Origin of the sequence: Xanthocytophaga flava, assembly GCF_030068545.1 — a bacterium.
Classification (GTDB): Bacteria; Bacteroidota; Bacteroidia; order Cytophagales; family 172606-1; genus Xanthocytophaga; species Xanthocytophaga flava.
The window spans coordinates 42,818-63,763 of sequence record NZ_JASJOR010000020.1 but is presented as its reverse complement, the minus strand read 5'-3'; the positions used below and the strand labels follow the sequence as shown (position 1 = coordinate 63,763).

Below are 20,946 nucleotides of genomic sequence, written 5' to 3'. Positions count from 1 at the left end.
TTATACAGGGATTTTTTTATAAAAGACTACTTAGGATGATTGCTTTTCCAGTGTAAGATGTTTCTTCTGCTTATTTGTCGTTCTGAGGAAGATACCTGTTCCAATCAATGCAAGAAGAATTCCTCCAATAATCCAGATCCAGCGATAAGAGGTATATACAGGAACTTCATCACCCACTAATACCATATTAGCCCAGTAATACGGATTTCGTCTGGAGGAAGGTGCTTCCTGGAGATAGTCTTGTTTTGCTTTATTGAGAGCTTCATCTTTGGTATATCCTTTTTTCAGATACTCATACATGCGTGTAGTAATTTGAGCTGTCGCTTTGTCATCAGCTCGCCAGAGTGTCATGGCAATGTTTGGACAACCGGCATAGGCAAATGCTCTGGCAAGGCTCATTACCCCTTCTCCACGCACAAGTTGCCCACCACCTGTTTCACAGGCACTTAAAACGACAAGCTTTACATTATCCAGTTGAAGATTATAAAGTTCAGAGGTATATAACCGGTAACCTGATAGGGAATCAGCATCTTTGGGATAGAAGGTAATATACGAGTTAAGTGGTTCCTTGCTATCCGCGGTGGCGTGAGTGGCAAGATGGATAATACCCGATTGTGATACTAACTTCAGAAACACTTCTTTAGTCGCTGCCGATTCCAGAAAGATATGGCCACCGATTGTTTCTACTTCAGCCTTTGAAGCTGGTAATGGTGAGATTTGTATACTACGAAAACTATTACCTGTACTGCCTGCAAAAGGTGCCATTGCTAAGACCTCACCTGTATTCTGAACGTTTTGTTTAGGATTAGTGAATTCCAGTAGTGTTCCAGAGTAGGCGTAACGAATAATGTAGTCATCCAGTAGATAATGCAAACTATTAGGATTTTTAACAAGGGCCTCAAAAGGAAGATAGCTTAACTCTCCATCTGGTACAATGATTAGCTTCTGATAGTTATTGATAACAGGTAGCAGAGGCGTTATTAAATTCTGGTACAATATATTAGCCCAGATAGGTTGGATAGGAGATGGATGGTGATCAAATAAAGAGAGTGTATATTTGGTCAATGCGTCTTTGAATACAGGAGTGATGGGAAGTTGAAAGACTTGAAACTCTTCATTTGTAATTACAAATGCATACAGAACTCGGCTTCCAAAGAAATATTCGATAAACGCAGTATTGGAATTCAGTACTTTCTTTTGTATCTGGATCAGACTTACAGGTTGAGTATTGTATTTTAACTGGTAATATTTCTCATTTGCATCTAGTTTCTTTATCAGCTGAGCCAGATTAATCTCATTATCACGAATCTGATCTTTTAGAGATACTATCTGTACAGAATCTTTGGTCTCAATACTAGCAATGGTTAGTTTGGTGATTTTACGACGTAATTCTTTCTCTTCTTGAAGTAAAGTTGTGGGTACACCTTTTTGCTGACTGATTTGTAGCCCTCTTAATGTTTCAGCAAGTACAGCAGCCTTACTCTTTTCTGAGATTGAGAAAGCAAGTTCGGTATAATTGATTTTTTTGGTTTGATTATATAACGTAAACGCTACTGAGATTGCTTCTTCATAAATAGGGAAAACCTGCTGAATAAAAAATAACTTAGCTTCGTCTGTATCATAACTAAGTCGCAATCGTTCGGCTAGCCTTATCGCAAGCTGATAGGTTTTAAAGGAGAATTCCAGGTCTGTAGATTTTCTGGTTTGCTGTGCATATTTTTGAAGTGCCAATGCTTTGGCTCGTAATGCTTTATAAAAGTCCAGTCGGGAAATTACATTATCCGGATCATCAGGGTTTATATAGATATCAGTGTTCTTAAAAGATAGATGTAATACCACCAATGCCTTTTGTATTGTATTGATTGCTTCCAGGTAATGTTTTTGATCTATATACACCTGACCAATGCCAAGATAGGATGTTACCAGTTTTGTATTTTTAGTACCAAACAGCTTTTGATTTAACTGAATGGATTGATTGTAATAATTTAGAGATTGTATATAGTCTTTTCGTTGAGCATAGAGATTACCCAAGTGATTCCAAACAACAATCCGATTGTCTGGATTATTTGTAGTTGCCGACTTTTGGAGGAAAAAGAGGGCACTATCTGATTTGTTTAACTTTAAATAGGTTTCTCCTATTTTGCGATATACTATTTCGGGGACATATTTATAGCTAAGTGCTTGCCGATAAGCTTGCAATGCCCGCTCATACTGCTCCAGATTATTAGCTGCAGAAGCTATATTCAGTTGATTCCTGCATAATATAGAGGGATGCGTTTTTTGCTGCTGCGCGGAGGCTATAAAGGCTTTCTCAAAGTGTGTTAAACTCTGTCGGTAATTTCCATCTGCATAATAGATTGCTCCTAATACATTGTAGAGGCGCTCTATATTGTGTTCTCTCTGTTGTTTACTGATGAATGCTTTTGCCTGATTACAATAAATCAATGCAGAATCATATCGTTCTGTTTTGTAGAAAACTTCTCCTAATAAGATAGTTGCCGTAAAAAAAACAGGTGTTAGAGCTGAATCCAGATTATTTTTACTGAGAGCTAAAGCAGCCTTATAGAAATTAATAGCTGCTTTAGGTTCGTTCTTTATTTCTGCAAGAGATCCCATTTTTACCAGCAAATCTGCATAGTTAGCATTCACAGCTTTTAGCGACTCATACAGTCGTTTTGCTTGCTGATATTTTGCTAATGCAGCCTCATCTGATTCTTCTTCAAATAAGATATTGGCTTCTTTATATAGTTGTTCCGCCTTCTTATAGTCTGGATTTTGCGGTTGTGCACTTACAGATAATAGAGACAGAAGAATAAAGATACTATTTCTCATCTTTCTAACAGGCTATGTAAAAGGAAGTCATACTTCAGAAAATTACTTCTCAGTAACAATAACTCCAGGCGGACGATGGTTTTTTTCTCCATTAATCCTGCCTCCCCGGGTTTCTTCCTGTTGCTCCTTAATTTCCGCTAATAATGCTTCTGGTATACTTGACTGTGCATTGTAGTATATAAAGTTGAGAGTTACCTGATTTTGGATTCCTCCACTATCATCGTTAAGCGAAAAAGGAATAGTAACCTGTACTTCTGATCCATCTCTGATGGTACCGGACTGACTAAATAATCTGTTAAGGTTTACACCTTTCAGATCAATACTTCCATCTGCTGCGGTAACCTCTGGCAATACAATTACTCCTTGTTGGTTTCTACCTCCTTGAAAATTACCACTGGGCAGGCGACTATCAGAATTGGCATTGTAAATAGGATTAACAACAAGACTATTGGCCGTGCTCCGATTGTAAACACCTGCTGTATAGCGTACACCACTAATAGTGATAAAGGTTTCACAGATTTGATTATTGTCCAGAGATATATATTTAACAAGGTACTTCTGTCCGGTTGCACTATTATTGATATCTATATACCCTGTATTCTGATCAATAGATAAACCATCTGGATCTGCTGCAAATACCCCCCTCGCATTGGGGTCAACAGAAGGAATGGCAGGGGTGTTTGCTGATGACAAATAAAGAACATCTCCCTGATCGTAGGAGAGTTTACATTTATTTACAATTAATTTATCCTTGCACCCTCCTGATAAGAACCAGAGCACACAAAGAGTAATACCCAATTTTATTGTCTTCATTTTAGATTGTAAGTGGTTGTGAGGTATGAATTATAACATCTTTAGGAAGCGGTTGTATTGTTAGTTCGTAAATAATAGCTTGGTAAACATTTGCTTATGCTGAGAAAATATAGTAAGAAGTATTTTCACTACTCTGTATTGACTATACAGATCTATTGTAAAAGGATGATTTCGGAGACCTTTATACTACTACATAAACAACAATCCGTCTGTAGTGCCGTTTGTCCTGAAATGCGTTGACTTTACCAGGAAAACTATTCACCTTGTGTCACAGGTAAATTTTCTACGAGGTATCTACAGTCTGGATTTTTATAAATAAAGAGGCTATAGGTACTATTTTTCAAAACATTCTTGGTTATTAGTAATTTAGCCACATGCGTATTTATATACAACTTATGTTTGAAAGCTTCCGTTTTGCGTGGGAAGCACTACGATCCAACTTATTACGGACTATTCTTTCTTTGCTGGGGGTTACAGTGGGGATCTTTGCGATCATTGCTGTATTCGTATTAGTTGACTCGATGGAGAAAAATGTAAAAGATAATCTTGCCTTCCTGGGTGACCGGACTATGTATGTGCAGAAGTGGCCATTTGGTTTTGGTGGTCCCTATCCCTGGTGGAAATATGTAAATCGTCCTTCTGTGAATTATGCAGAGTATGAGTTTCTGTCCAAACGTGTGACTATGGCTGAGGCTGTTGCTATCTTTGATCAGCAAGGAGGTATTACCATGAAAAACGGAAGTAGCAGTATTGGTAATATAACAGTGCTGGGCGTTACCGAGAGTTATCAGACAATTGTAGAGATTCCTTTGGGCGATGGTCGTTTCTTTAATGAACTTGAATCAACGGCAGCCCGACAAGTAGCCATTATTGGGGCAGATATTGTAGATGCATTATTTCCAGGTATAGATCCTATTGGTAAGACGTTTAAGATGGATGGACTGAACTTTGTAGTTATTGGTACAATGAAAAAACAAGGTGAGTCCTTACTAGGTGGTCCTGATTTTGATGTGGCTTGTTTTGTTCCGTATGGCACATTTGATAAACTATATCATACCAAAAACTCAGATCCGGCTATCTGTATTCGTGGGCTGGAAACAGATAAAGGAATGGAAGAACTGGAAGCTGAGGTTACAGGATTGATGCGTACACGTCGAAGCCTGAAGCCTATGGAGGAAGATTCTTTCTCAATTAATCGTACAGAACAGGTGGTAGCAGCTGTAGAAGGTATCTTTGGGGCATTGTATACTGGTGGTGCTGTTATTAGTTTCTTTTCACTTTTAGTAGGAGGTTTTGGTATTGCCAATATCATGTTTGTATCTGTTCGGGAGAGAACCAATATCATTGGTATCCAAAAATCACTTGGAGCTAAAAATGCCTTTATTTTGTACCAATTTCTGTTTGAGGCGGTTTTTCTAAGTGTTCTGGGTGGATTAGCAGGGTTGTTTCTGGTATTCTTGCTAACCTTTATTCCGTTTGGAAGCTTGGAGTTGGTGATGCGTGCCAATAATATAATCCTGGGTATAAGCGTTTCTGCTATTATTGGAACATTGGCAGGTATTATTCCTGCTGCTATTGCTGCTCGGATGGATCCAGTGATTGCGATCCGCTCTAAATAATATAACTCATAAAGTAGTAGTGAAGCCATCTTTTAACGGATGGCTTTTTTAGTATCAGTATAGAAGTTATCCAAAACAACTTATCTAGTAGCAATTTTCGATTATTGCATATAGAGTAGCTTTTTTGTATTCTTGAAAAATTTAACTGAAACTATTTATACTGTCTATGAATGTATTCAAAGCGTTTGGAATTGGTATCGTTCTTATTGGTATCGGCTTGTTGGTATATTTCCTTTTTGGAAGTAATAGTGATGGCACACGAGCCGGTACAATTGTAAAGCTCAGTCACAAAGGTGTTGTTTTTAAGACAATGGAAGGTCAACTGAATCTGGGTGGACTTACCTATGATAGTGGTAGCCCTGCTTCTTCCTTATGGGACTTTTCGGTTGATGAGGATGATAAAGAAGTGATAGACGCTCTAAAAGAAGCTAATCTGAATGGCCATCGGGTAATGCTTTATTACAAAGAGAAGTTTTATAAACTACCATGGAGAGGAGAGACTAAGTACTTTGTCTATAAGGTAGAAAAAGCTAAAAACTAAAAATTTCCTATCCGGATGGATTGACTCCGGATAGGAAAAGCATTTTACTTTTTCTTGCGAATCTGATAATTAGAGCTGCGGGAGGCTTTCTGATTGTATTTGAGTTCTTCAGAAGACATTGTTTTGGCATTCTCGACTTGTTTCTCATATTCCATTACTGTATTGTACTGCCGTGACAGATCCGCATTTTCAGGAAGGTTTTTCATTTGTACTTCCATCTCTGCTTTGAGAGTAATGATCATCTTTTTGGCACCTTCAAAATTACCATGATCTACTTCCAGCATGGCATTTTCCAGTCTTTCATTCGTTTCAAATAAAACAATATTCTGCAATACGTCTTTGTCAAACGAACGGTCAAACAATGTCTTATCTGTGGTCACCTTTAATCTGGTATTTTCTGAGGCATTGACACGCTGAAACGTAACGGCATCATCATAAGTCAATGTGGAAGTAAATATAGCATCTTCTGTGAGTGGTTCTGTTACTGTAAACTTAATCAGGATAGCCTTCTGCTCTTCTGAAAATACATCTTTCAGATCAAAAACAAGTTCATCACCTTTTACTTGACCCTGATAGCCAAACATCTTGTTGACAGACAGGTTCCGGCTTGGAAATTTGATCCGTAATAAGGTGTTCTGGGCTACTACCGACAATAATCCGTGTAGTTCCTTGGCAAAAATGGAGGGTATCTTATCTGGAGAATCAATGAAATAATAATTCCCACTTCCATATTCAGCTAGATTAGTCATGAGCAGTTCATTAAAATCAGCTCCTACACCAAAGGCGGATAGTGTCATATTATCTTCATTATTTTTTTGTCGGGCTAGTTGCTGTAGTACTTTTTCGTCTGTAATACCCTGATTGGCGAGTCCATCAGATAGTAATAATACCCTGTTTACATAATTCCTTTGTTGGGTTTTGTGTACCTGAGCATAACCTTCCAGCATACCACCACTTAGATTGGTAGAACCTCTGTCATGTACATTGTCTATCAGTTTTTTCAGAGTTGCTTTATCTTTAACAGGGGCAGAGGCTGTGAGTACATCGACCTGATCATCATACACAACAATAGATAGATTATCGCTTGGTTCCAGATTGTCAACTACAAACTTACAGGCTTCACGTGCATATTTAATCTTGTCTCCATTCATCGAGCCACTCCGGTCCAGAACCAAAGAAAGATTGAGTGGTGTTCGGTCACTTTTTTTCTGTGCTTTGGATGCTTTCAGGTCTACATACAGATAAAGCTCTTTGCGTTCTTTTACATAATATAAATTGTCTGCTACTACTTTCCATTGCAATACATTGTCTACAGCCATAGATTCTGGTTTTTTAGGTGGAGGTATTGACTTTTGATTAAAAGAACTGGCAATAAAACCAGTTCCCACAAGGCACAATAAAGAGACTGGAAGTCTGAGCTTATAAAGAAGTCTAGACAGTACCTGATCAGGGTGTACCATAAGATATAAGGATTGTTTATTCATTAATGGAAAAAACAGGTAATGGTAAACCGGATTTTGTAAGATTAGTTAGTAAGGCATTAACAAGCTTATGGGTGCTTGTTGAAAACAAAAAATCCCTGAATAAGTATACTAAAAACTTATTCAGGGATTTGGCAATTATCTATTCTGAAAATCAGATTGGTACGTTTACATGGCGTTCTGCATGATAGCTGGAACGCACCAACGGGCCTGATTCTACATACTTTAATCCACGCTTCAGACCTTCTTCTTTGTAATGAGCAAATTGTTCAGGACGAATGAATTCAATTACCTCATGGTGCATCTTGGTAGGTTGCAGATACTGACCCAGTGTCAGAATATCCAAACCATGTGCAGCCAAGTCATCCATTGCTTTATAGATTTCATCTGGAGTTTCTCCAAATCCTAACATAATACCAGACTTGGTACGTTTGCCCTGCTCTTTGGTACGTTTGATTTGTTCCAGACTACGAATGTATTTGGCTTGAGGGCGTACATTACGGTACAGGCGCTCTACTGTCTCCATGTTATGAGACACTACTTCCTGTCCACCTTCAATCATACGATATAGGGCATCCCAGTTTCCTTTTACATCCGGAATCAGTGTTTCTATGGTTGTTTCAGGAGAAAGTTCTTTTACCTGGATTACTGTCTGATACCATATTTCTGCACCACGATCTTTTAGCTCATCTCTGTTTACTGAAGTGATAACGGCATGTTTTACTCCCATTAACTTAATCGCTTCCGCAACACGGCGTGGTTCGTCTATGTCATATTCGTTAGGGCGACCTGTAGCAACAGCACAAAACGAACAGCTTCGCGTACAGACATTGCCCAGAATCATAAAGGTAGCAGTACCTGCACCCCAGCATTCGCCCATATTGGGACAGTTTCCACTCTGGCAGATCGTATGCAGTTTGTGATCATCTACCAGTTGACGTACTTTACGATAGCTTTCCCCAACAGGTAGTTTTACCCGAAGCCAATCAGGTTTACGTGTTTTCTCGGAAGAAATCACTGGTAACTCAATCATATCAGATGTAAAATTGGATCTTGAGTAAATATTTATTAGAAAAGGATTCCTATCACAAAATAGTTCAGCCTGGAACTATGCTGATCGAAAACTCCTATTCTGGATACTGTATCCAAATGCAAAGTAAATAGATTTATCGCTTACTTTTGAAGAAAATATTAAGGTAAATAGAGGTAAAGACACTCCGGTTCTCAGCAAGAGGAACAATGATAACTTTTTTTGTATACGCTTCCACTAATGCACCTACTTCAAAACCTGTAGCACTTGATCTGAATCCACCAATTTCAAAACTAAGTCCAGCTTTTGCGTGGATTCCCATGGCTATTTTAGTGCCAGTCAGACGGGTAAATGCTGCTGAGCCCAATATATTTTGTTGACTATGTCTAATATTGCCTGGGTCAAACTGTTCAATTGTTACATTCCCAAATCCATCATCAAGAGCAATAAAGTATGGCTTTACAATACCGAAAGATGGACCGATAGCTCCGATAGCACTGATTCGAACTCCTTCTTCTGGGGCTTTTCGGAAAAGAAGCAATTCACGTCCATATTGTGGTCTTATGGCAAACAGATAATTGCTTTTACCATAAATATACGTATTTCCGTTGGTTGCACTTTGGGAACGAATTTCCTTTGGGTGTTTGACGTTGACAATTTCCAATCCAAAGGTTTGCTTCATCTTACTGTCAATAACAGTAGAATAACGTAAGACTAGCCCTCCAATTAAGCCACCATTGGTATTGAAGTTGATTCCATATAAAAAATCTGTCTGATATTCATCATCTTCATCACTTTCCTGAGCCCAGCTTATTGTTGGAAGCAAACAGATTAAAAAAATGCAGTATATAATTCTTTTCACCACTTCAGAAGTTTTTTTGAATTAAAAGTAGTCAATTTTACAGGCAACACAAAAATATAGATTCAGTTTTAGATATGAAGTTATATAACATAATTAGTAAAGAAACTCAAATGCTGAATTTTGTGCTGTATCTTTAGCAATTATCCTATACCTCTTTTACATATAGTAACGATTGATCGAATGTAAAAAATATATTGTTGTAAAAAGAAGTTGACAATACATAAAAAGAAATAATGATACCTTTGCAAGGTAGTAATTTACTATTTATTCAGTTTTTATATTTACAAGCTATATACAAATATGCCAACAGTTTCGACGGAATATCTGGGTCATTTGCGTACGCAGGCCAAACATGTCGCATCCGGAAATACTATTATCACAGATGCACCCCTGGATAATCATGGAAAGGGAGAAGCTTTTTCTCCTACAGATCTGACTTCTGCTTCTTTAGGAAGTTGTATGATGACTATTATGGGTATTGTAGCAGAGCGGGAGAATCTTGATCTGACTGGTACTGCATTTGAAGTTACTAAGACAATGGCTGCTGATCCTCGTCGTATCTACAAAATTGAGGTGAATTTTAAAATAAAAAGTAATGTAGAACTGTCTGAAGCACAAAAGCAAAAGTTACAAAATGCTGCCCGTACATGTCCTGTTGCCTTAAGTCTGCATCCGGATATTGAACAACTAGTGACATTTGAGTTTTAAACCAACTGGTTATTTAATAGAAAAGCCCCTGTTCAGCAGGGGCTTTTCTATTAAATATGCGAACTCTCAAGCTGCTTCTTTATGTCTGCATACGCTATATCCCAGTGAGAGGCGTTATATACACATTCTCCTTTTTGAATAACTAACAGCTGAGGCGATTGGTGTTCTACATCAAATGTGTGTGCAATGCGTGTAGATAAAGTCCGGAATGAAATCAAGTCAAGGTAATAGGCCTTTACAGCTTGCATTTCTCCTTCATTCCAGTTGCGTTCCAGACGCCCTAAGGCCGTTGCGCTGATGGAGCAGCGGGTACTATGTTTGAATATAACAACAGGTTGCTGATGTGATACCTGTTCAATTTCCTGTAATTGTTTCTCTTCTGTTAGCTGAATCCAGTTCATATAGATAATTCCCAATAAATATATAATACAATTTTGTAATCCGGTTATAGGCAAAACCCATAATTTGCAAAATTGATTCCATTTAAATCAACACATCATAGTGGTCATTTGTGTTATAAATAATCTATAAGTCTCTTTAAAATACAATAGCACAGAGCGATCTGTGCTATTGTATTTTATTATCTATCTTGGCTTATCCCAAATTTCAGATTCCCGACTGTCATATCTTGGTTTTTCGTCTTTCTTCTTCATATAAGATGGCACATATTTCTTTTTACCCATACGCTTGAGTATCTTTTTACGATATTTCTCTTTTTTCTCAAACGAGCTGTTCTTGTATCCACCACGATATTTCAGATTTGGATAAGTGCCTTTCGGACGTTTGCGTACTACAATATCACCTTTGTAAGAAGACAGTTCTTTGGACTTCTTCTTATACATTTTCTTGCGATACTCTATCCGTAAGGTATGTCCACCACGATAAGATGACAGGTCTTCTGCTCTCTTCTTGTACATCTTCTTGCGATAAGGCATCGCTAATGTACGATTCTCGCCTCTAAAGTTGTTGAAGTCTTCAGCACGTTTTTTGTACATTTTCTCACGGTAAGGCTTTGCCAGTGTTCGGTTTTCACCTCTGAAACCACTAAACTCGGCATTACGCTTTTCCATCATCTTTTCCCGATAGGCAGGTCCAGGCACAAGCATTCCCTTTGCTTTCGAGTTGGCTTTGACTGAACGTTTGTACATAGCCATCCCCATTGGATTTTTACTTCTCAGAGGAATTTCCGCGGGTTGTTTATTCAGATTAAGGCTTCTTGGGTTATTGACATCTGTTGCATCCTGAGGACGACGCACAGGTACTAACATAGCTTTCTTATCTGAATTGCGTTGCACACTCTGTCGAAACATCCGTTTTCCCATGGCATTATTGCTGGGAGCTGGTTGCGAAGAACGAGTTGCCTTTTCGCCTTTTTTTCCTGAATACTCTTTTTGTTTGCTACGAGTCTCTGCTTTGGTTGGTACTCGGACCAATTGAGCCTGTACTTCACTAGTAAAGAAAACTGTATATAAAATGATTCCGAAACCTATTTTGAGGCTTCGGTTCATGGTAGAATGCCAATATCTTTTTGCGAAAAAATGCTTCATGGACAGATATATCTTGAGGCCATATGCTGGCAATACGTATACTTAAGAACCTTTCTTCCGGGGGTCGGTTCGTTTTACTTTATTTCGTTGCATTGGCTTTTTGGATATAATGCCATTTTTATCCCGTTTCACACGTACCATCGGGAATTCAGAAGTAGTTTCAGGATCGCCGGAACCTGCTGACATACTGGCATCATTACCACCTCCGCCATCAGCAGGTTTGGTGGCATTGGTTTCAATTTTCCAGTCTGTTTTATCTGCGCCACCAGAAACAGCCGCTCCGGAACCACCTCCATCCGAACCTTCCCAATAGACAGGACAATAGCTTTTGCGTGAGCAGGAAGCTAGCAGAGTGGTCAGCAGAACCATACCCCATACTATCTTTTGTAGTTGTAAAACTTTCATATAGTATTTAATAGTTTGACAATCAAAAGGATGAAAATATGTATTTTATTTGATTGTATAACGTTGTTTTTAGTAAGATATTGGTTAAACAGCATTTTTCCCGACATCTGATCACCCCCCTTGCACTACAGAATAACACACCACTATCTTTTTATACATAGCTAGCCTATTTTTCTGTATTCCTGGGAGTAGTTCATTTTCCTACCTGTTTGCTTGACAAAAACCGAACCAGTTTTAGCGTATAAACGCTATTTTACTGATTGCAAGGTAATTGAAAATAATAGGTTTTTTTTCGTATTTTCTTTGATTCCTTCTTCGGGTAAGAAATGAGGGTGAAATGTAAGGATGAGCTTATGAAAAAAAGTAAAAAAATATTGGGAGGAAAAGGCAAACCCTCTAACTTTCGCCCACCTTATAGATCCTCTTTTATCCTGAATCTACGGTATCACTTTAACCTGTATGCCTCATGGATGTCGAATTTCTCTCCCGTCTGCAATTTGCCTTTACTATAGCTTTTCATTATATCTATCCACCATTAAGTATTGGTCTGGGAGTATGTTTGGTCATTATGGAGGGACTGTATTTAAAAACAGGAAAGTTGATGTATGAACAGATGACCCGTTTCTGGATTAAGATCTTTGCCTTGATTTTTGGGATTGGAGTCGCCACTGGGATAGTTATGGAATTTGAGTTTGGAACAAACTGGGCTACCTATTCACGGTATGTGGGCGATATCTTTGGTAGTGCACTGGCAGCTGAAGGTATATTCGCTTTTGCTCTGGAATCTGGTTTTTTGGGAATTCTGATCTTTGGTTGGAATCGTGTGAGTTCCCGGGTTCATTTCTTTTCTACTATTATGGTAGCGCTGGGGTCTATGTTTTCTGCTATCTGGATTGTAGTAGCCAATTCGTGGCAACAAACTCCGGCAGGATATCATATTGTTGGAGAGGGGTTAAATGCCCGTGCTGAAATTACAGATTTCTGGGCTATGGTTTTTAATCCTTCCTCTGTAGATAGGTTGTCACATGTGATTAATGGTTCTTTTTTAGCAGGGTCATTTCTGGTCTTAAGTGTAAGTGCCTTTTATATACTCAACAATCGGTATGTTGAACTTTCCAGAGCTTCTTTTAAGATTGGTTTGGTCGTAGCTGGAATAGCTTCTCTGTTACAGTTGTTTACTGGACATCGTTCAGCAGATGGAGTAGCACAAAACCAGCCTGCAAAGTTGGCTGCTTTCGAAGGACATTATGATAGTCTGGAGGTTGCAGATATGTATCTGGTGGGTTGGGTAAATCAAAAGACAGAAGAGGTGTCAGGCCTTAGCATTCCCAAAGGATTGACTTTTCTGATTCATCAGGATTTTACAACGCCTGTCAAAGGACTTCGACATTTTAAAGAAGAAGATCGCCCAACGGCTGTAAACTTCGTTTTTCAGACTTACCATCTAATGGTTGCTATTGGGATGATACTTATTGGTTTGACTTTGTTGGCTGCATGGCTTCTCTGGAGAAACAAACTTTTTACACAACGTTGGTTAATGATTGTCTTTGCGTTCTCTGTTTTACTGCCTCAGATTGGAAATCAGGTAGGTTGGTATTCAGCTGAGGTAGGGCGCCAACCCTGGGTAGTGTATGGTCTGTTGCGTACTTCAGATGCACTATCCAAAGCTGTAACTGCCAATCAGGTTATATTTTCCCTAATACTATTTACTGTAGTGTATGTTCTGCTCTTTATCTTGTTTATCTATCTGTTGAATAAAAAGATACAACATGGGCCTTATGATGAAGAGGCACAGGAGGATATTCCAGATGCAAGCAAACGCGATAACCCATTAATGGCACATTAGTAAGACTATCTGACTTTAGATTTTTAACCGGATAAATATGGAAACGATTTTAGGACTCGATCTGCCAACCTGGTGGTTTTTGGTTGTAGGTGGACTTTTTAGTGGCTATGCTATTCTGGATGGATTTGATTTAGGAGCAGGAGCATTACATTTATTCTTTAATAAAGAAGAGAGTCGTCGGATTGTTCTGAATGCTGTTGGACCTGTGTGGGATGGGAATGAGGTTTGGATTGTAATAGGAGGAGGAGCTCTGTTTGCTGGTTTTCCTTTGGTATATGCATCTGTATTTTCGGCCTTTTACATTCCCTTCATGTTGTTTCTGGTGATGTTGATTTTTCGGGCTATTTCTATTGAATTTCGAAGTAAAGAACCTATGCACTGGTGGAGACAGCTTTGGGATATTAACTATTGTATATCCAGTATTATGATAGCCTTCCTATTAGGATTAGTACTAGGAAATGTAATCCAAGGCATTCCAATTGATCAAAATGGAGATTTTACAGGGAGTTGGTTAGCGTTTATAAATCCCTATGCCTGTATAGTAGCTGTTACAACAGTTGCCTTGTTTATGATGCATGGGGCTATTTATCTTACAATGAAGACTGAAAACCGTTTGTATACTAAACTTACTATTATGGTGAAGAATACAACCATCTTTTTTGTAATCTGTTATGCTGTTACTACACTGGCAACCTTGTTGTATGCGACTCATCTCTCTGAAGACTTCAAACAACATCCTCAATTGTTTAGTATCCCTCTTGTTGCCATTCTATCAGTGGCGAATATTACCCGACAGATTACAAAGCGGAAATATCGCTTCGCCTTTATTTCATCATCTGTTACAGTGAGTCTATTGTTAATACTGATTGCTATTGGCCTATACCCCAATATTGTGATTTCTACAGTGTCGCCAGCTTATAATCTGACTGTGTATAAAGCTGCCTCTTCTGCAAAATCTCTGAAAATCATGTTACTATTTGCAGTTATTGGTGTACCATTGGTTGCAACCTATACCACATTTGTTTTCTGGACATTCAGAGGTAAGGTAAAGTTGGATGAGCATAGCTATTAGTTAACAGTTTCTAATTGCAAAATTCTTTGCCAGAGTTTGACAGGTGAAATAGCACAGATACCCGAAAACTGTGCATCACCTACTTCTATCAATGTCCATTCACCCGACTCTTTTTGCCCTATATCTACTGCAATATAGGGCACACCTATTTGTACAGATGCTTGCGTGGCCGTATCAAGTATAATCGTTTCTTCTGCTTTGGAAACTGTACGTAATAGGTCGTCGTTGTCCCAATAATAGCTATAGTCTATCACCTGGTTATTTAGAAGAAATACCCGGTATTCTCTTCCTTTGGGAAAGTCAGTACCTGTTTTTTCTACATGTCTTAGTTGCATTACTTCCCGGATAATGACTTTTCCTAGTGAGCGGGATGTACTTTTATATAAGTTGGAAACTATATTCTCCAGAGCGGATTCCTCATAAGCTACACATGATTTCCATCCCCATTTTTTAAACGATTGGATAGTACCTTTGATAAATACCGGATAACCTATTTTTTGTGCCATCATTTTTGCTTCAGATACAGATGTAGCCACCAGACTTTTACAGGTCATATGTTCTATGTAGGGATAATATCTGTCAAATTCTTCTGCTTGTTGAAAATCTTCAGGGGAGTTAACTAATCGGATATTTTTTTTGAGAAGTTCCTGATATACATTTCTGTAGTGTTCAGGGTCAGGAACATAGCCTATCCAGAATGCTATTTCCTCTTTTACCATCTCTGGTATATGTGAGAATGCATCTTCTATAGAAATATTATCAAAGCTTTGTGGGATGTAATAGCTTTGGATGCCAACTAGTTCAGCTGTCTGGGTAACTTTACGTATATCATTGGCACTGGCCGAAGGAGGTAATTGAGGTGACGATTCAGAAATGATTATCATACAAATTGGAAAAGAAATTTTGGCATATAGATTACTGGAAGTTCTACCAGGATGATCTTATAAGGCTTTGATAGTAAGTTGTATTTTGCAAAATAGTGTATATGATCTGCATGCAATAGGAAAACGTAATAATTACGTTTTCTATATTACTTTGGTATATGTAGAAAGATGGATTGTCTTATGGAATAATTGCTTTTTAAAATCTGTAGTAAAAAAAATATATGAACAATGCCTCTCAAAATTCCACATTTTAAATTTCCTTTGAAAAGGCAACGCAATGCTACATTATATTCTTGTTTTATTATTCAATAGTTAGTTTTTATGCAAAAAAACTGCATTTCTCTGCGCCTGACACAATTACTTTTATTAGTTGCACCTTTGGTAGTTCAGGCTCAGAATGCTCCTAAAGCTGTAACACCATTGGCTGTTACACCTCAACCCAGACAACTTGCTTATCAGCAGCTTGAAACCATCGCCTTCATTCACTATACTGTTAATGCCTTTACTGATAAAGAGTGGGGAGATGGAACTGAAAGCCCTAAAATCTTTAACCCATCTGAATTAGATGTAAAGCAATGGGTAAAAGCTTGTAAAGATGGTAGTCTCAAACAAATTATTCTGACTGCAAAGCATCACGATGGATTTTGTTTATGGCCAAGCAAGTATACCGAACACTCTATCAAGAATAGCCCATACAAAGGGGGAAAAGGGGATATTGTAAAAGAACTATCAGAGGCTTGTAAGGAAGCTGGAATTAAGTTTGGGATATATTTGTCTCCTTGGGATCGTCATGAACCTGCTTATGGAACGAGTACATACAATGATTATTACAAAAATCAACTACGTGAATTGCTGACAAACTATGGTGAGATCAGTGAAGTATGGATGGACGGAGCCAAAGGAGAGAATGCAAAAAATATGGAGTATGATTTTGAAGGGTATAGAGCTATCATACGTGAACTTCAGCCTAAAGCTGTAATCTTCTCAGATGCAGGTCCTGATGTACGCTGGATGGGTAATGAGAAGGGCTTTGCCGGTGAAACGAACTGGTCATTACTGGATAAAAGCTCAATAGGGATCGGACAGGCTAACTCACCCGGATACAAATTCCTGAATACTGGTCAGGCTGATGGCAAAGATTGGTTAGTAGGTGAGTGTGATGTGTCGATTCGTCCAGGCTGGTTTTATCATGCGTCAGAAGACAGTAAGGTAAAATCATTGGAACATTTGCTGGATATCTATTATAAATCAGTAGGGAGGAATGCAGTATTGCTTCTTAATTTACCTCCGGATCGTCGGGGACTGATCCATGAGAATGACGTGGAGCGGTTAAAAGAATTTCGAACAGTAGTAACTGAGACTTTTAGAACCAATCTGGCTTTGAATAAAAGTGCTAAGGCAGATCATTTCCGTAGCAAAGAGTATCTGGCACAGAATACGACAGATGGAAGCTCCAAAACGTTCTGGGCAACAGAAGATGGAGTAAGTCAGGCTATGATTACTATTCCATTTGGAAGAGCAACTACTTTTGATCGGATTTCCCTAGCTGAACCTATTGAATTTGGACAAAGAGTGAATACATTTACTGTTGAGGCTTTTGTAGATGGTAAATGGGAGTTCGTGGCAAAAGGAACTACAATCGGATATAAGCGATTGTTGCGTATAAAGCCTGTAACTGCTACACAAGTCAGGATGACAATTGGAACAGCAGGTACTCCCCTGTTAATTTCAGAGATTGGCATATACAAAGCCTCTGCAAAAGATACAGGAGTAGATGAATTTAAATGAGGCGGTTAGATAAATAAATACAAAAAAGCAATAGATTCTGAATCTGTTGCTTTTTTGTTGGTAGTGAAGATTGCAAATAATCTAGATTGTATTCCGAATTTCACATAGTTCAATCCAATGTCCATCCGGATCTACAATAAAAATCTGCCAGTTGCCGTCAGGACGTTGTTTAGGGCCTGTAAATGTTGCATTTTTTGCTTTTAGCTCAGCTTCAACGGCTTTTATGTTATCTACCTGTAAGGCAAAATGAGTTCCTCTTGAATGCGAATGTACGGCCTCTGTACGATTGCCAATTAGGTGTATTTCCTGTGTTGTTCCAATACGAAACCAGGCACCTGGAAAATCAAAAGCTGGCCTGGGTAATTGAGGTAATCCCAGAATATCACGATAAAATGAGATGCTTGTCTTTACATCTGCGACATGTACTGCCACATGATTGAGTAACTGTATATTCATACAAAGTCTAATCTGGTATGGTAAAAATAAGACCTCGAAAATACACGAACCCATTTACAAAGGCAAAAAAGGAGTTGAATTAAGATTAACTTTACTAGACTTCTACAAAAGAAGCACACCTTTGTCAAAAAAAAGATACTATTTTTGCCGCTTCAAGATGTACATTCCAACTTATGCAACTAATCGAAGTTACAACTCCTGCACACCGCAAAGAATTTCTGGAATTGCCTGTTCGTATCTATAAAAACGAACCTAACTGGATTCGGCCATTGGATCAGGACATTGAAAAGGTGTTTGACCCTGCAAAGAATCCGTTTTTCAAACATGGAGAATGTATACGTTGGTTGTTGCAGGATAGTAGCGGTAAAGTAATTGGGCGCGTAGCCGCTTTTATTGATCGGGAGTCAACGGTTAAGACGTGGACTCTTCCTGATGGAACAATAAGAAAGGACCAGCCTACTGGGGGAATGGGGTTCTTTGAATGTATCAATGACCAGAAAGCTGCTTTTACATTGTTTGATGCCTGCAAGCAGTGGCTTGAAGCACGAGGTATGGAAGCCATGGATGGTCCTATCAACTTTGGAGAAAGAGATCAGTGGTGGGGACTGCTGGTTGATGGTTTCTTACCTCCAAACTATGGTATGTTTTACCATATGCCCTATTACAAAGAACTCTTTGAAGCGTATGGTTTTCAAGTATTTTTTAATCAATATACATATTACCGCACAGTAAAGGCTCCTTTGCATCCTGCAGTATTTGCTCGTGCAGATCGTGTTCGTAGTAACCCTGATTATACATTTGACCATATTAAAAAGAATAACCTGGAGAAATATACAGAGGATTTTCGGGTTATATTTAATAGATCATGGGGAGAAATTAAAGCAGGTGAGGGTGAGATGAGTTACGAACAAAGCAGATCCATAATGAAACAACTCAAGCCAATTATCGATGAAAAACTGATCTGGTTTGGTTATTATAAAGGAGAGCCTATTGGCTTTTTTGTGATGCTACCCGAAATGAATCAGATTTTCCGCCATATGAACGGAAAATTTGATTTGCTTGCTAAGATTAAGTTTCTGTGGCACCAGTGGCGTGGTACATCCCGGAAAATGTTTGGAGTAGTTTTTGGAGTTGTACCTGAGCATCAGGGAAAAGCTGTTGATGCAGCTATTGTAATGGCTGCCAGAGACCTTATTCAGGATCATTATGACCGATACGACGATCTGGAGATGAACTGGATAGGAGATTTTAACCCACCTATGATGAAAGTGGTTGAATTAATGGGTGGCAAAATCATAAAGGTGCATGCTACTTACCGAAAGCTATTTGATGAATCCAAGCCTTTTGAGCGGCATCCGATTCTCAAAAAAGGACCAGCCAAGACGAATCCATCTTGAAAATTACAGCCAGGTGTTTACTCCTGACCTCTTTTCAGAATTAATTCCTGGAAAAAAGTACTACTTTTGAGTCTTTATAGAATATATACCATCTAAACAATTAACTATCAACGAAATGAGCTTAATCGCAGTGGGAACGGTGGCATTTGATGCCCTCGAAACACCTTTTGGAAAAACAGATAAAATCATTGGTGGCTCTGCTACATATATAACATTGGCGGCTTCTTATTTTACAAAAGATGTGAAACTGGTGGCAGTGGTTGGAGATGACTTTGCTACTTCTGATATTACTATGCTTCAGGAGCATGGTATCAGCACAGAAGGTTTGCAGATCAAAGCTGGTGAAAAATCGTTTTTCTGGTCAGGTCGTTACCACAACGATATGAATAGCCGTGATACACTGGTAACTGAGTTGAATGTATTGGCAACATTTGATCCTGTTATTCCGGAATCTTATCAGGACTGTGAGTTTTTGATGCTGGGGAATCTGACTCCTGCTGTTCAGAAGCAGGTTATTCAGCGTTTGAAACGCCGTCCAAAGTTAATTATGATGGATACGATGAACTTCTGGATGAATACTGCATGGGATGAACTGATGGATGTGATCAACCATGTGGATGTGTTGTCTATTAATGACGAGGAAGCTCGCCAGTTGTCAGGAGAATACTCATTGCGTAAAGCTGCTTCTAAAATCTTAACATTAGGGCCTAAGTATCTGATTATTAAAAAAGGTGAGCATGGAGCTTATCTGTTTAAAAAAGATCAGGTGTTTTTTGCCCCAGCACTTCCTCTGGAAGAAGTATTTGACCCAACAGGAGCTGGTGATACGTTTGCAGGTGGTTTCATTGGGTATCTGGCTAGCACAGGTGATATTTCTTTTGACAACATGAAACGGGGTATTATCTATGCTTCGGCTTTGGCTTCTTTCTGTGTGGAGAAGTTTGGTACAGAGCGGATCGTAAATCTGGATAAGAACGAACTGGATAGCAGAGTGCAGGAGTTTGTTGATCTGGTGCAGTTTGAAATCACAATGGCGTAATATTTCTGATGATACGCAAGCCCTGTCTGCTACAGACAGGGCTTTTTATTTATATTGACAGTCATACCTGTTACAAATGAATACACTAGTAGTCAATGAATCTGAAAGAACAATTACTAAAGGAACATAGCAAAGAAAACACACTGGCAATAGCAAAATACATTTCCTATGACTCGCAACGATTTTCTGAGCTGATAGAGCTGTTTTTAAGTGGAGAATATCGCCTGAGTCAGAGAGCTGCATGGCCTGTTTCGTATTGTGTAGAGGAGTACCCGGATTTGATACAACCCTATTTATCACAGATCATTACGATAGCACAACAAAAAGATATACACCCTGCCGTAACCCGGAATGTATTACGATTGTTGCAGAATATAACTATCCCTGAAGAACTGGAAGGTGAAATTATTGATTTCTGCTTTGTTATTCTCAAAGATCGGTCTCAACCCAGTGCAATCCGGGCTTTTGCTATTACTGTAGCTGCTAATATCTGCCAACAATACGAAGAACTGCAACAGGAGCTTTGTCTGCTGGTAGAAGATCACTTGCCGTATGAGAAACCAGCGTTTAAAAGCAGAGCCACCAAATTACTGCGAATGGTGAAAGGACAATAATTCTGATTTATT

General features: G+C 38.7%; 19 protein-coding genes. 9 read left to right on the top strand and 10 right to left on the bottom strand.

The window, feature by feature from the left end; genetic code table 11:
- Positions 1–30 precede the first annotated feature (30 nt).
- Together QNI15_RS25440 and QNI15_RS25435 are read right to left on the bottom strand one after the other, a co-directional pair.
- Positions 31–2,832: a CHAT domain-containing protein gene (locus tag QNI15_RS25440; protein WP_314034400.1), complete on the bottom strand. Its 2,802-nt coding sequence runs from the start codon at positions 2,830–2,832 to the stop codon at positions 31–33.
- Between the two features lie 42 nt (positions 2,833–2,874).
- The gene (locus QNI15_RS25435; RefSeq protein WP_314000112.1) at positions 2,875–3,645 is read right to left on the bottom strand and encodes a hypothetical protein; all 771 of its coding nucleotides are present in this window, start codon (positions 3,643–3,645) and stop codon (positions 2,875–2,877) included.
- A gap of 395 nt (positions 3,646–4,040) precedes the next feature.
- On the opposite strand from QNI15_RS25435, the gene QNI15_RS25430 reads away from it, so the two are divergent.
- On the top strand, positions 4,041–5,264 hold the full coding sequence (locus tag QNI15_RS25430; RefSeq protein ID WP_314034398.1) for an ABC transporter permease: 1,224 nt from the start codon (positions 4,041–4,043) through the stop codon (positions 5,262–5,264).
- Between the two features lie 166 nt (positions 5,265–5,430).
- Entirely contained in the window at positions 5,431–5,805 is a 375-nt protein-coding gene (locus QNI15_RS25425; RefSeq protein WP_313983342.1) for a hypothetical protein, read from the top strand.
- Positions 5,806–5,849: 44 nt separating this feature from the next.
- Here the strand turns inward: QNI15_RS25425 and QNI15_RS25420 are convergent, their stop codons facing one another.
- From QNI15_RS25420 to QNI15_RS25410, 3 genes are all read right to left on the bottom strand, one after another.
- Positions 5,850–7,124 (bottom strand): vWA domain-containing protein, encoded by a 1,275-nt coding sequence (locus QNI15_RS25420; protein WP_314034396.1) that lies wholly within the window; start codon positions 7,122–7,124, stop codon positions 5,850–5,852.
- 316 nt (positions 7,125–7,440) lie between these two features.
- Positions 7,441–8,319, bottom strand: a complete 879-nt coding sequence (gene lipA, locus QNI15_RS25415) for a lipoyl synthase (protein ID WP_314034394.1) — start codon at positions 8,317–8,319, stop codon at positions 7,441–7,443.
- Positions 8,320–8,452: 133 nt separating this feature from the next.
- Complete coding sequence (locus tag QNI15_RS25410) at positions 8,453–9,178, bottom strand: hypothetical protein (protein WP_314034392.1); 726 nt, start codon at positions 9,176–9,178, stop codon at positions 8,453–8,455.
- Positions 9,179–9,478: 300 nt separating this feature from the next.
- Between QNI15_RS25410 and QNI15_RS25405 the strand changes: the two genes are divergently transcribed.
- Positions 9,479–9,886 (top strand): OsmC family protein, encoded by a 408-nt coding sequence (locus tag QNI15_RS25405; protein ID WP_314034390.1) that lies wholly within the window; start codon positions 9,479–9,481, stop codon positions 9,884–9,886.
- Between the two features lie 50 nt (positions 9,887–9,936).
- Here the strand turns inward: QNI15_RS25405 and ytxJ are convergent, their stop codons facing one another.
- From ytxJ to QNI15_RS25390, 3 genes are all read right to left on the bottom strand, one after another.
- Positions 9,937–10,287, bottom strand: coding sequence for a bacillithiol system redox-active protein YtxJ (gene ytxJ / locus QNI15_RS25400; protein WP_314034388.1), 351 nt, complete (start codon positions 10,285–10,287; stop codon positions 9,937–9,939).
- A 183-nt stretch (positions 10,288–10,470) separates the two neighbouring features.
- Entirely contained in the window at positions 10,471–11,394 is a 924-nt protein-coding gene (locus tag QNI15_RS25395; RefSeq protein WP_314034386.1) for a hypothetical protein, read from the bottom strand.
- Between the two features lie 81 nt (positions 11,395–11,475).
- Complete coding sequence (locus tag QNI15_RS25390; protein WP_313983361.1) at positions 11,476–11,838, bottom strand: hypothetical protein; 363 nt, start codon at positions 11,836–11,838, stop codon at positions 11,476–11,478.
- A 466-nt stretch (positions 11,839–12,304) separates the two neighbouring features.
- On the opposite strand from QNI15_RS25390, the gene QNI15_RS25385 reads away from it, so the two are divergent.
- A complete protein-coding gene (locus QNI15_RS25385; protein ID WP_314034384.1) occupies positions 12,305–13,684 on the top strand; it encodes a cytochrome ubiquinol oxidase subunit I in 1,380 nt (459 codons plus the stop codon).
- A 37-nt stretch (positions 13,685–13,721) separates the two neighbouring features.
- Positions 13,722–14,756, top strand: coding sequence for a cytochrome d ubiquinol oxidase subunit II (gene cydB, locus QNI15_RS25380; RefSeq protein WP_314034382.1), 1,035 nt, complete (start codon positions 13,722–13,724; stop codon positions 14,754–14,756).
- On the opposite strand, the gene QNI15_RS25375 is transcribed toward cydB, so the two are convergent.
- A complete protein-coding gene (locus tag QNI15_RS25375) occupies positions 14,753–15,640 on the bottom strand; it encodes an ATP-grasp domain-containing protein (protein ID WP_314034380.1) in 888 nt (295 codons plus the stop codon). The two genes, cydB and QNI15_RS25375, sit on opposite strands and share 4 nt — an antisense overlap.
- Positions 15,641–15,961: 321 nt before the next feature.
- Between QNI15_RS25375 and QNI15_RS25370 the strand changes: the two genes are divergently transcribed.
- On the top strand, positions 15,962–17,428 hold the full coding sequence (locus QNI15_RS25370; RefSeq protein WP_314034378.1) for an alpha-L-fucosidase: 1,467 nt from the start codon (positions 15,962–15,964) through the stop codon (positions 17,426–17,428).
- Between the two features lie 81 nt (positions 17,429–17,509).
- On the opposite strand, the gene QNI15_RS25365 is transcribed toward QNI15_RS25370, so the two are convergent.
- A complete protein-coding gene (locus QNI15_RS25365; protein ID WP_314000131.1) occupies positions 17,510–17,884 on the bottom strand; it encodes a VOC family protein in 375 nt (124 codons plus the stop codon).
- A 173-nt stretch (positions 17,885–18,057) separates the two neighbouring features.
- Here QNI15_RS25365 and QNI15_RS25360 point away from each other — a divergent pair, with 173 nt between their 5' ends.
- The 3 genes from QNI15_RS25360 to QNI15_RS25350 all read left to right on the top strand — a co-directional run bounded on the left by QNI15_RS25360 (position 18,058) and on the right by QNI15_RS25350 (position 20,934).
- On the top strand, positions 18,058–19,281 hold the full coding sequence (locus tag QNI15_RS25360) for a hypothetical protein (RefSeq protein ID WP_314034376.1): 1,224 nt from the start codon (positions 18,058–18,060) through the stop codon (positions 19,279–19,281).
- A 115-nt stretch (positions 19,282–19,396) separates the two neighbouring features.
- Positions 19,397–20,320, top strand: a complete 924-nt coding sequence (locus tag QNI15_RS25355; protein ID WP_313983378.1) for a PfkB family carbohydrate kinase — start codon at positions 19,397–19,399, stop codon at positions 20,318–20,320.
- 95 nt (positions 20,321–20,415) lie between these two features.
- Entirely contained in the window at positions 20,416–20,934 is a 519-nt protein-coding gene (locus QNI15_RS25350) for a hypothetical protein (protein WP_314034374.1), read from the top strand.
- Positions 20,935–20,946: the final 12 nt, after the last annotated feature.

Coding starts and splice junctions, on each gene's coding strand:
- QNI15_RS25440 (WP_314034400.1), bottom strand. CDS start 2,832: ATGAGAAATAGTATCTTTATTCTTCTGTCTCTATTATCTGTAAGTGCA.
- QNI15_RS25435 (WP_314000112.1), bottom strand. CDS start 3,645: ATGAAGACAATAAAATTGGGTATTACTCTTTGTGTGCTCTGGTTCTTA.
- QNI15_RS25430 (WP_314034398.1), top strand. CDS start 4,041: ATGTTTGAAAGCTTCCGTTTTGCGTGGGAAGCACTACGATCCAACTTA.
- QNI15_RS25425 (WP_313983342.1), top strand. CDS start 5,431: ATGAATGTATTCAAAGCGTTTGGAATTGGTATCGTTCTTATTGGTATC.
- QNI15_RS25420 (WP_314034396.1), bottom strand. CDS start 7,124: ATGGCTGTAGACAATGTATTGCAATGGAAAGTAGTAGCAGACAATTTA.
- lipA (WP_314034394.1), bottom strand. CDS start 8,319: ATGATTGAGTTACCAGTGATTTCTTCCGAGAAAACACGTAAACCTGAT.
- QNI15_RS25405 (WP_314034390.1), top strand. CDS start 9,479: ATGCCAACAGTTTCGACGGAATATCTGGGTCATTTGCGTACGCAGGCC.
- ytxJ (WP_314034388.1), bottom strand. CDS start 10,287: ATGAACTGGATTCAGCTAACAGAAGAGAAACAATTACAGGAAATTGAA.
- QNI15_RS25395 (WP_314034386.1), bottom strand. CDS start 11,394: ATGAACCGAAGCCTCAAAATAGGTTTCGGAATCATTTTATATACAGTT.
- QNI15_RS25390 (WP_313983361.1), bottom strand. CDS start 11,838: ATGAAAGTTTTACAACTACAAAAGATAGTATGGGGTATGGTTCTGCTG.
- QNI15_RS25385 (WP_314034384.1), top strand. CDS start 12,305: ATGGATGTCGAATTTCTCTCCCGTCTGCAATTTGCCTTTACTATAGCT.
- cydB (WP_314034382.1), top strand. CDS start 13,722: ATGGAAACGATTTTAGGACTCGATCTGCCAACCTGGTGGTTTTTGGTT.
- QNI15_RS25375 (WP_314034380.1), bottom strand. CDS start 15,640: ATGATAATCATTTCTGAATCGTCACCTCAATTACCTCCTTCGGCCAGT.
- QNI15_RS25370 (WP_314034378.1), top strand. CDS start 15,962: ATGCAAAAAAACTGCATTTCTCTGCGCCTGACACAATTACTTTTATTA.
- QNI15_RS25365 (WP_314000131.1), bottom strand. CDS start 17,884: ATGAATATACAGTTACTCAATCATGTGGCAGTACATGTCGCAGATGTA.
- QNI15_RS25360 (WP_314034376.1), top strand. CDS start 18,058: ATGCAACTAATCGAAGTTACAACTCCTGCACACCGCAAAGAATTTCTG.
- QNI15_RS25355 (WP_313983378.1), top strand. CDS start 19,397: ATGAGCTTAATCGCAGTGGGAACGGTGGCATTTGATGCCCTCGAAACA.
- QNI15_RS25350 (WP_314034374.1), top strand. CDS start 20,416: ATGAATCTGAAAGAACAATTACTAAAGGAACATAGCAAAGAAAACACA.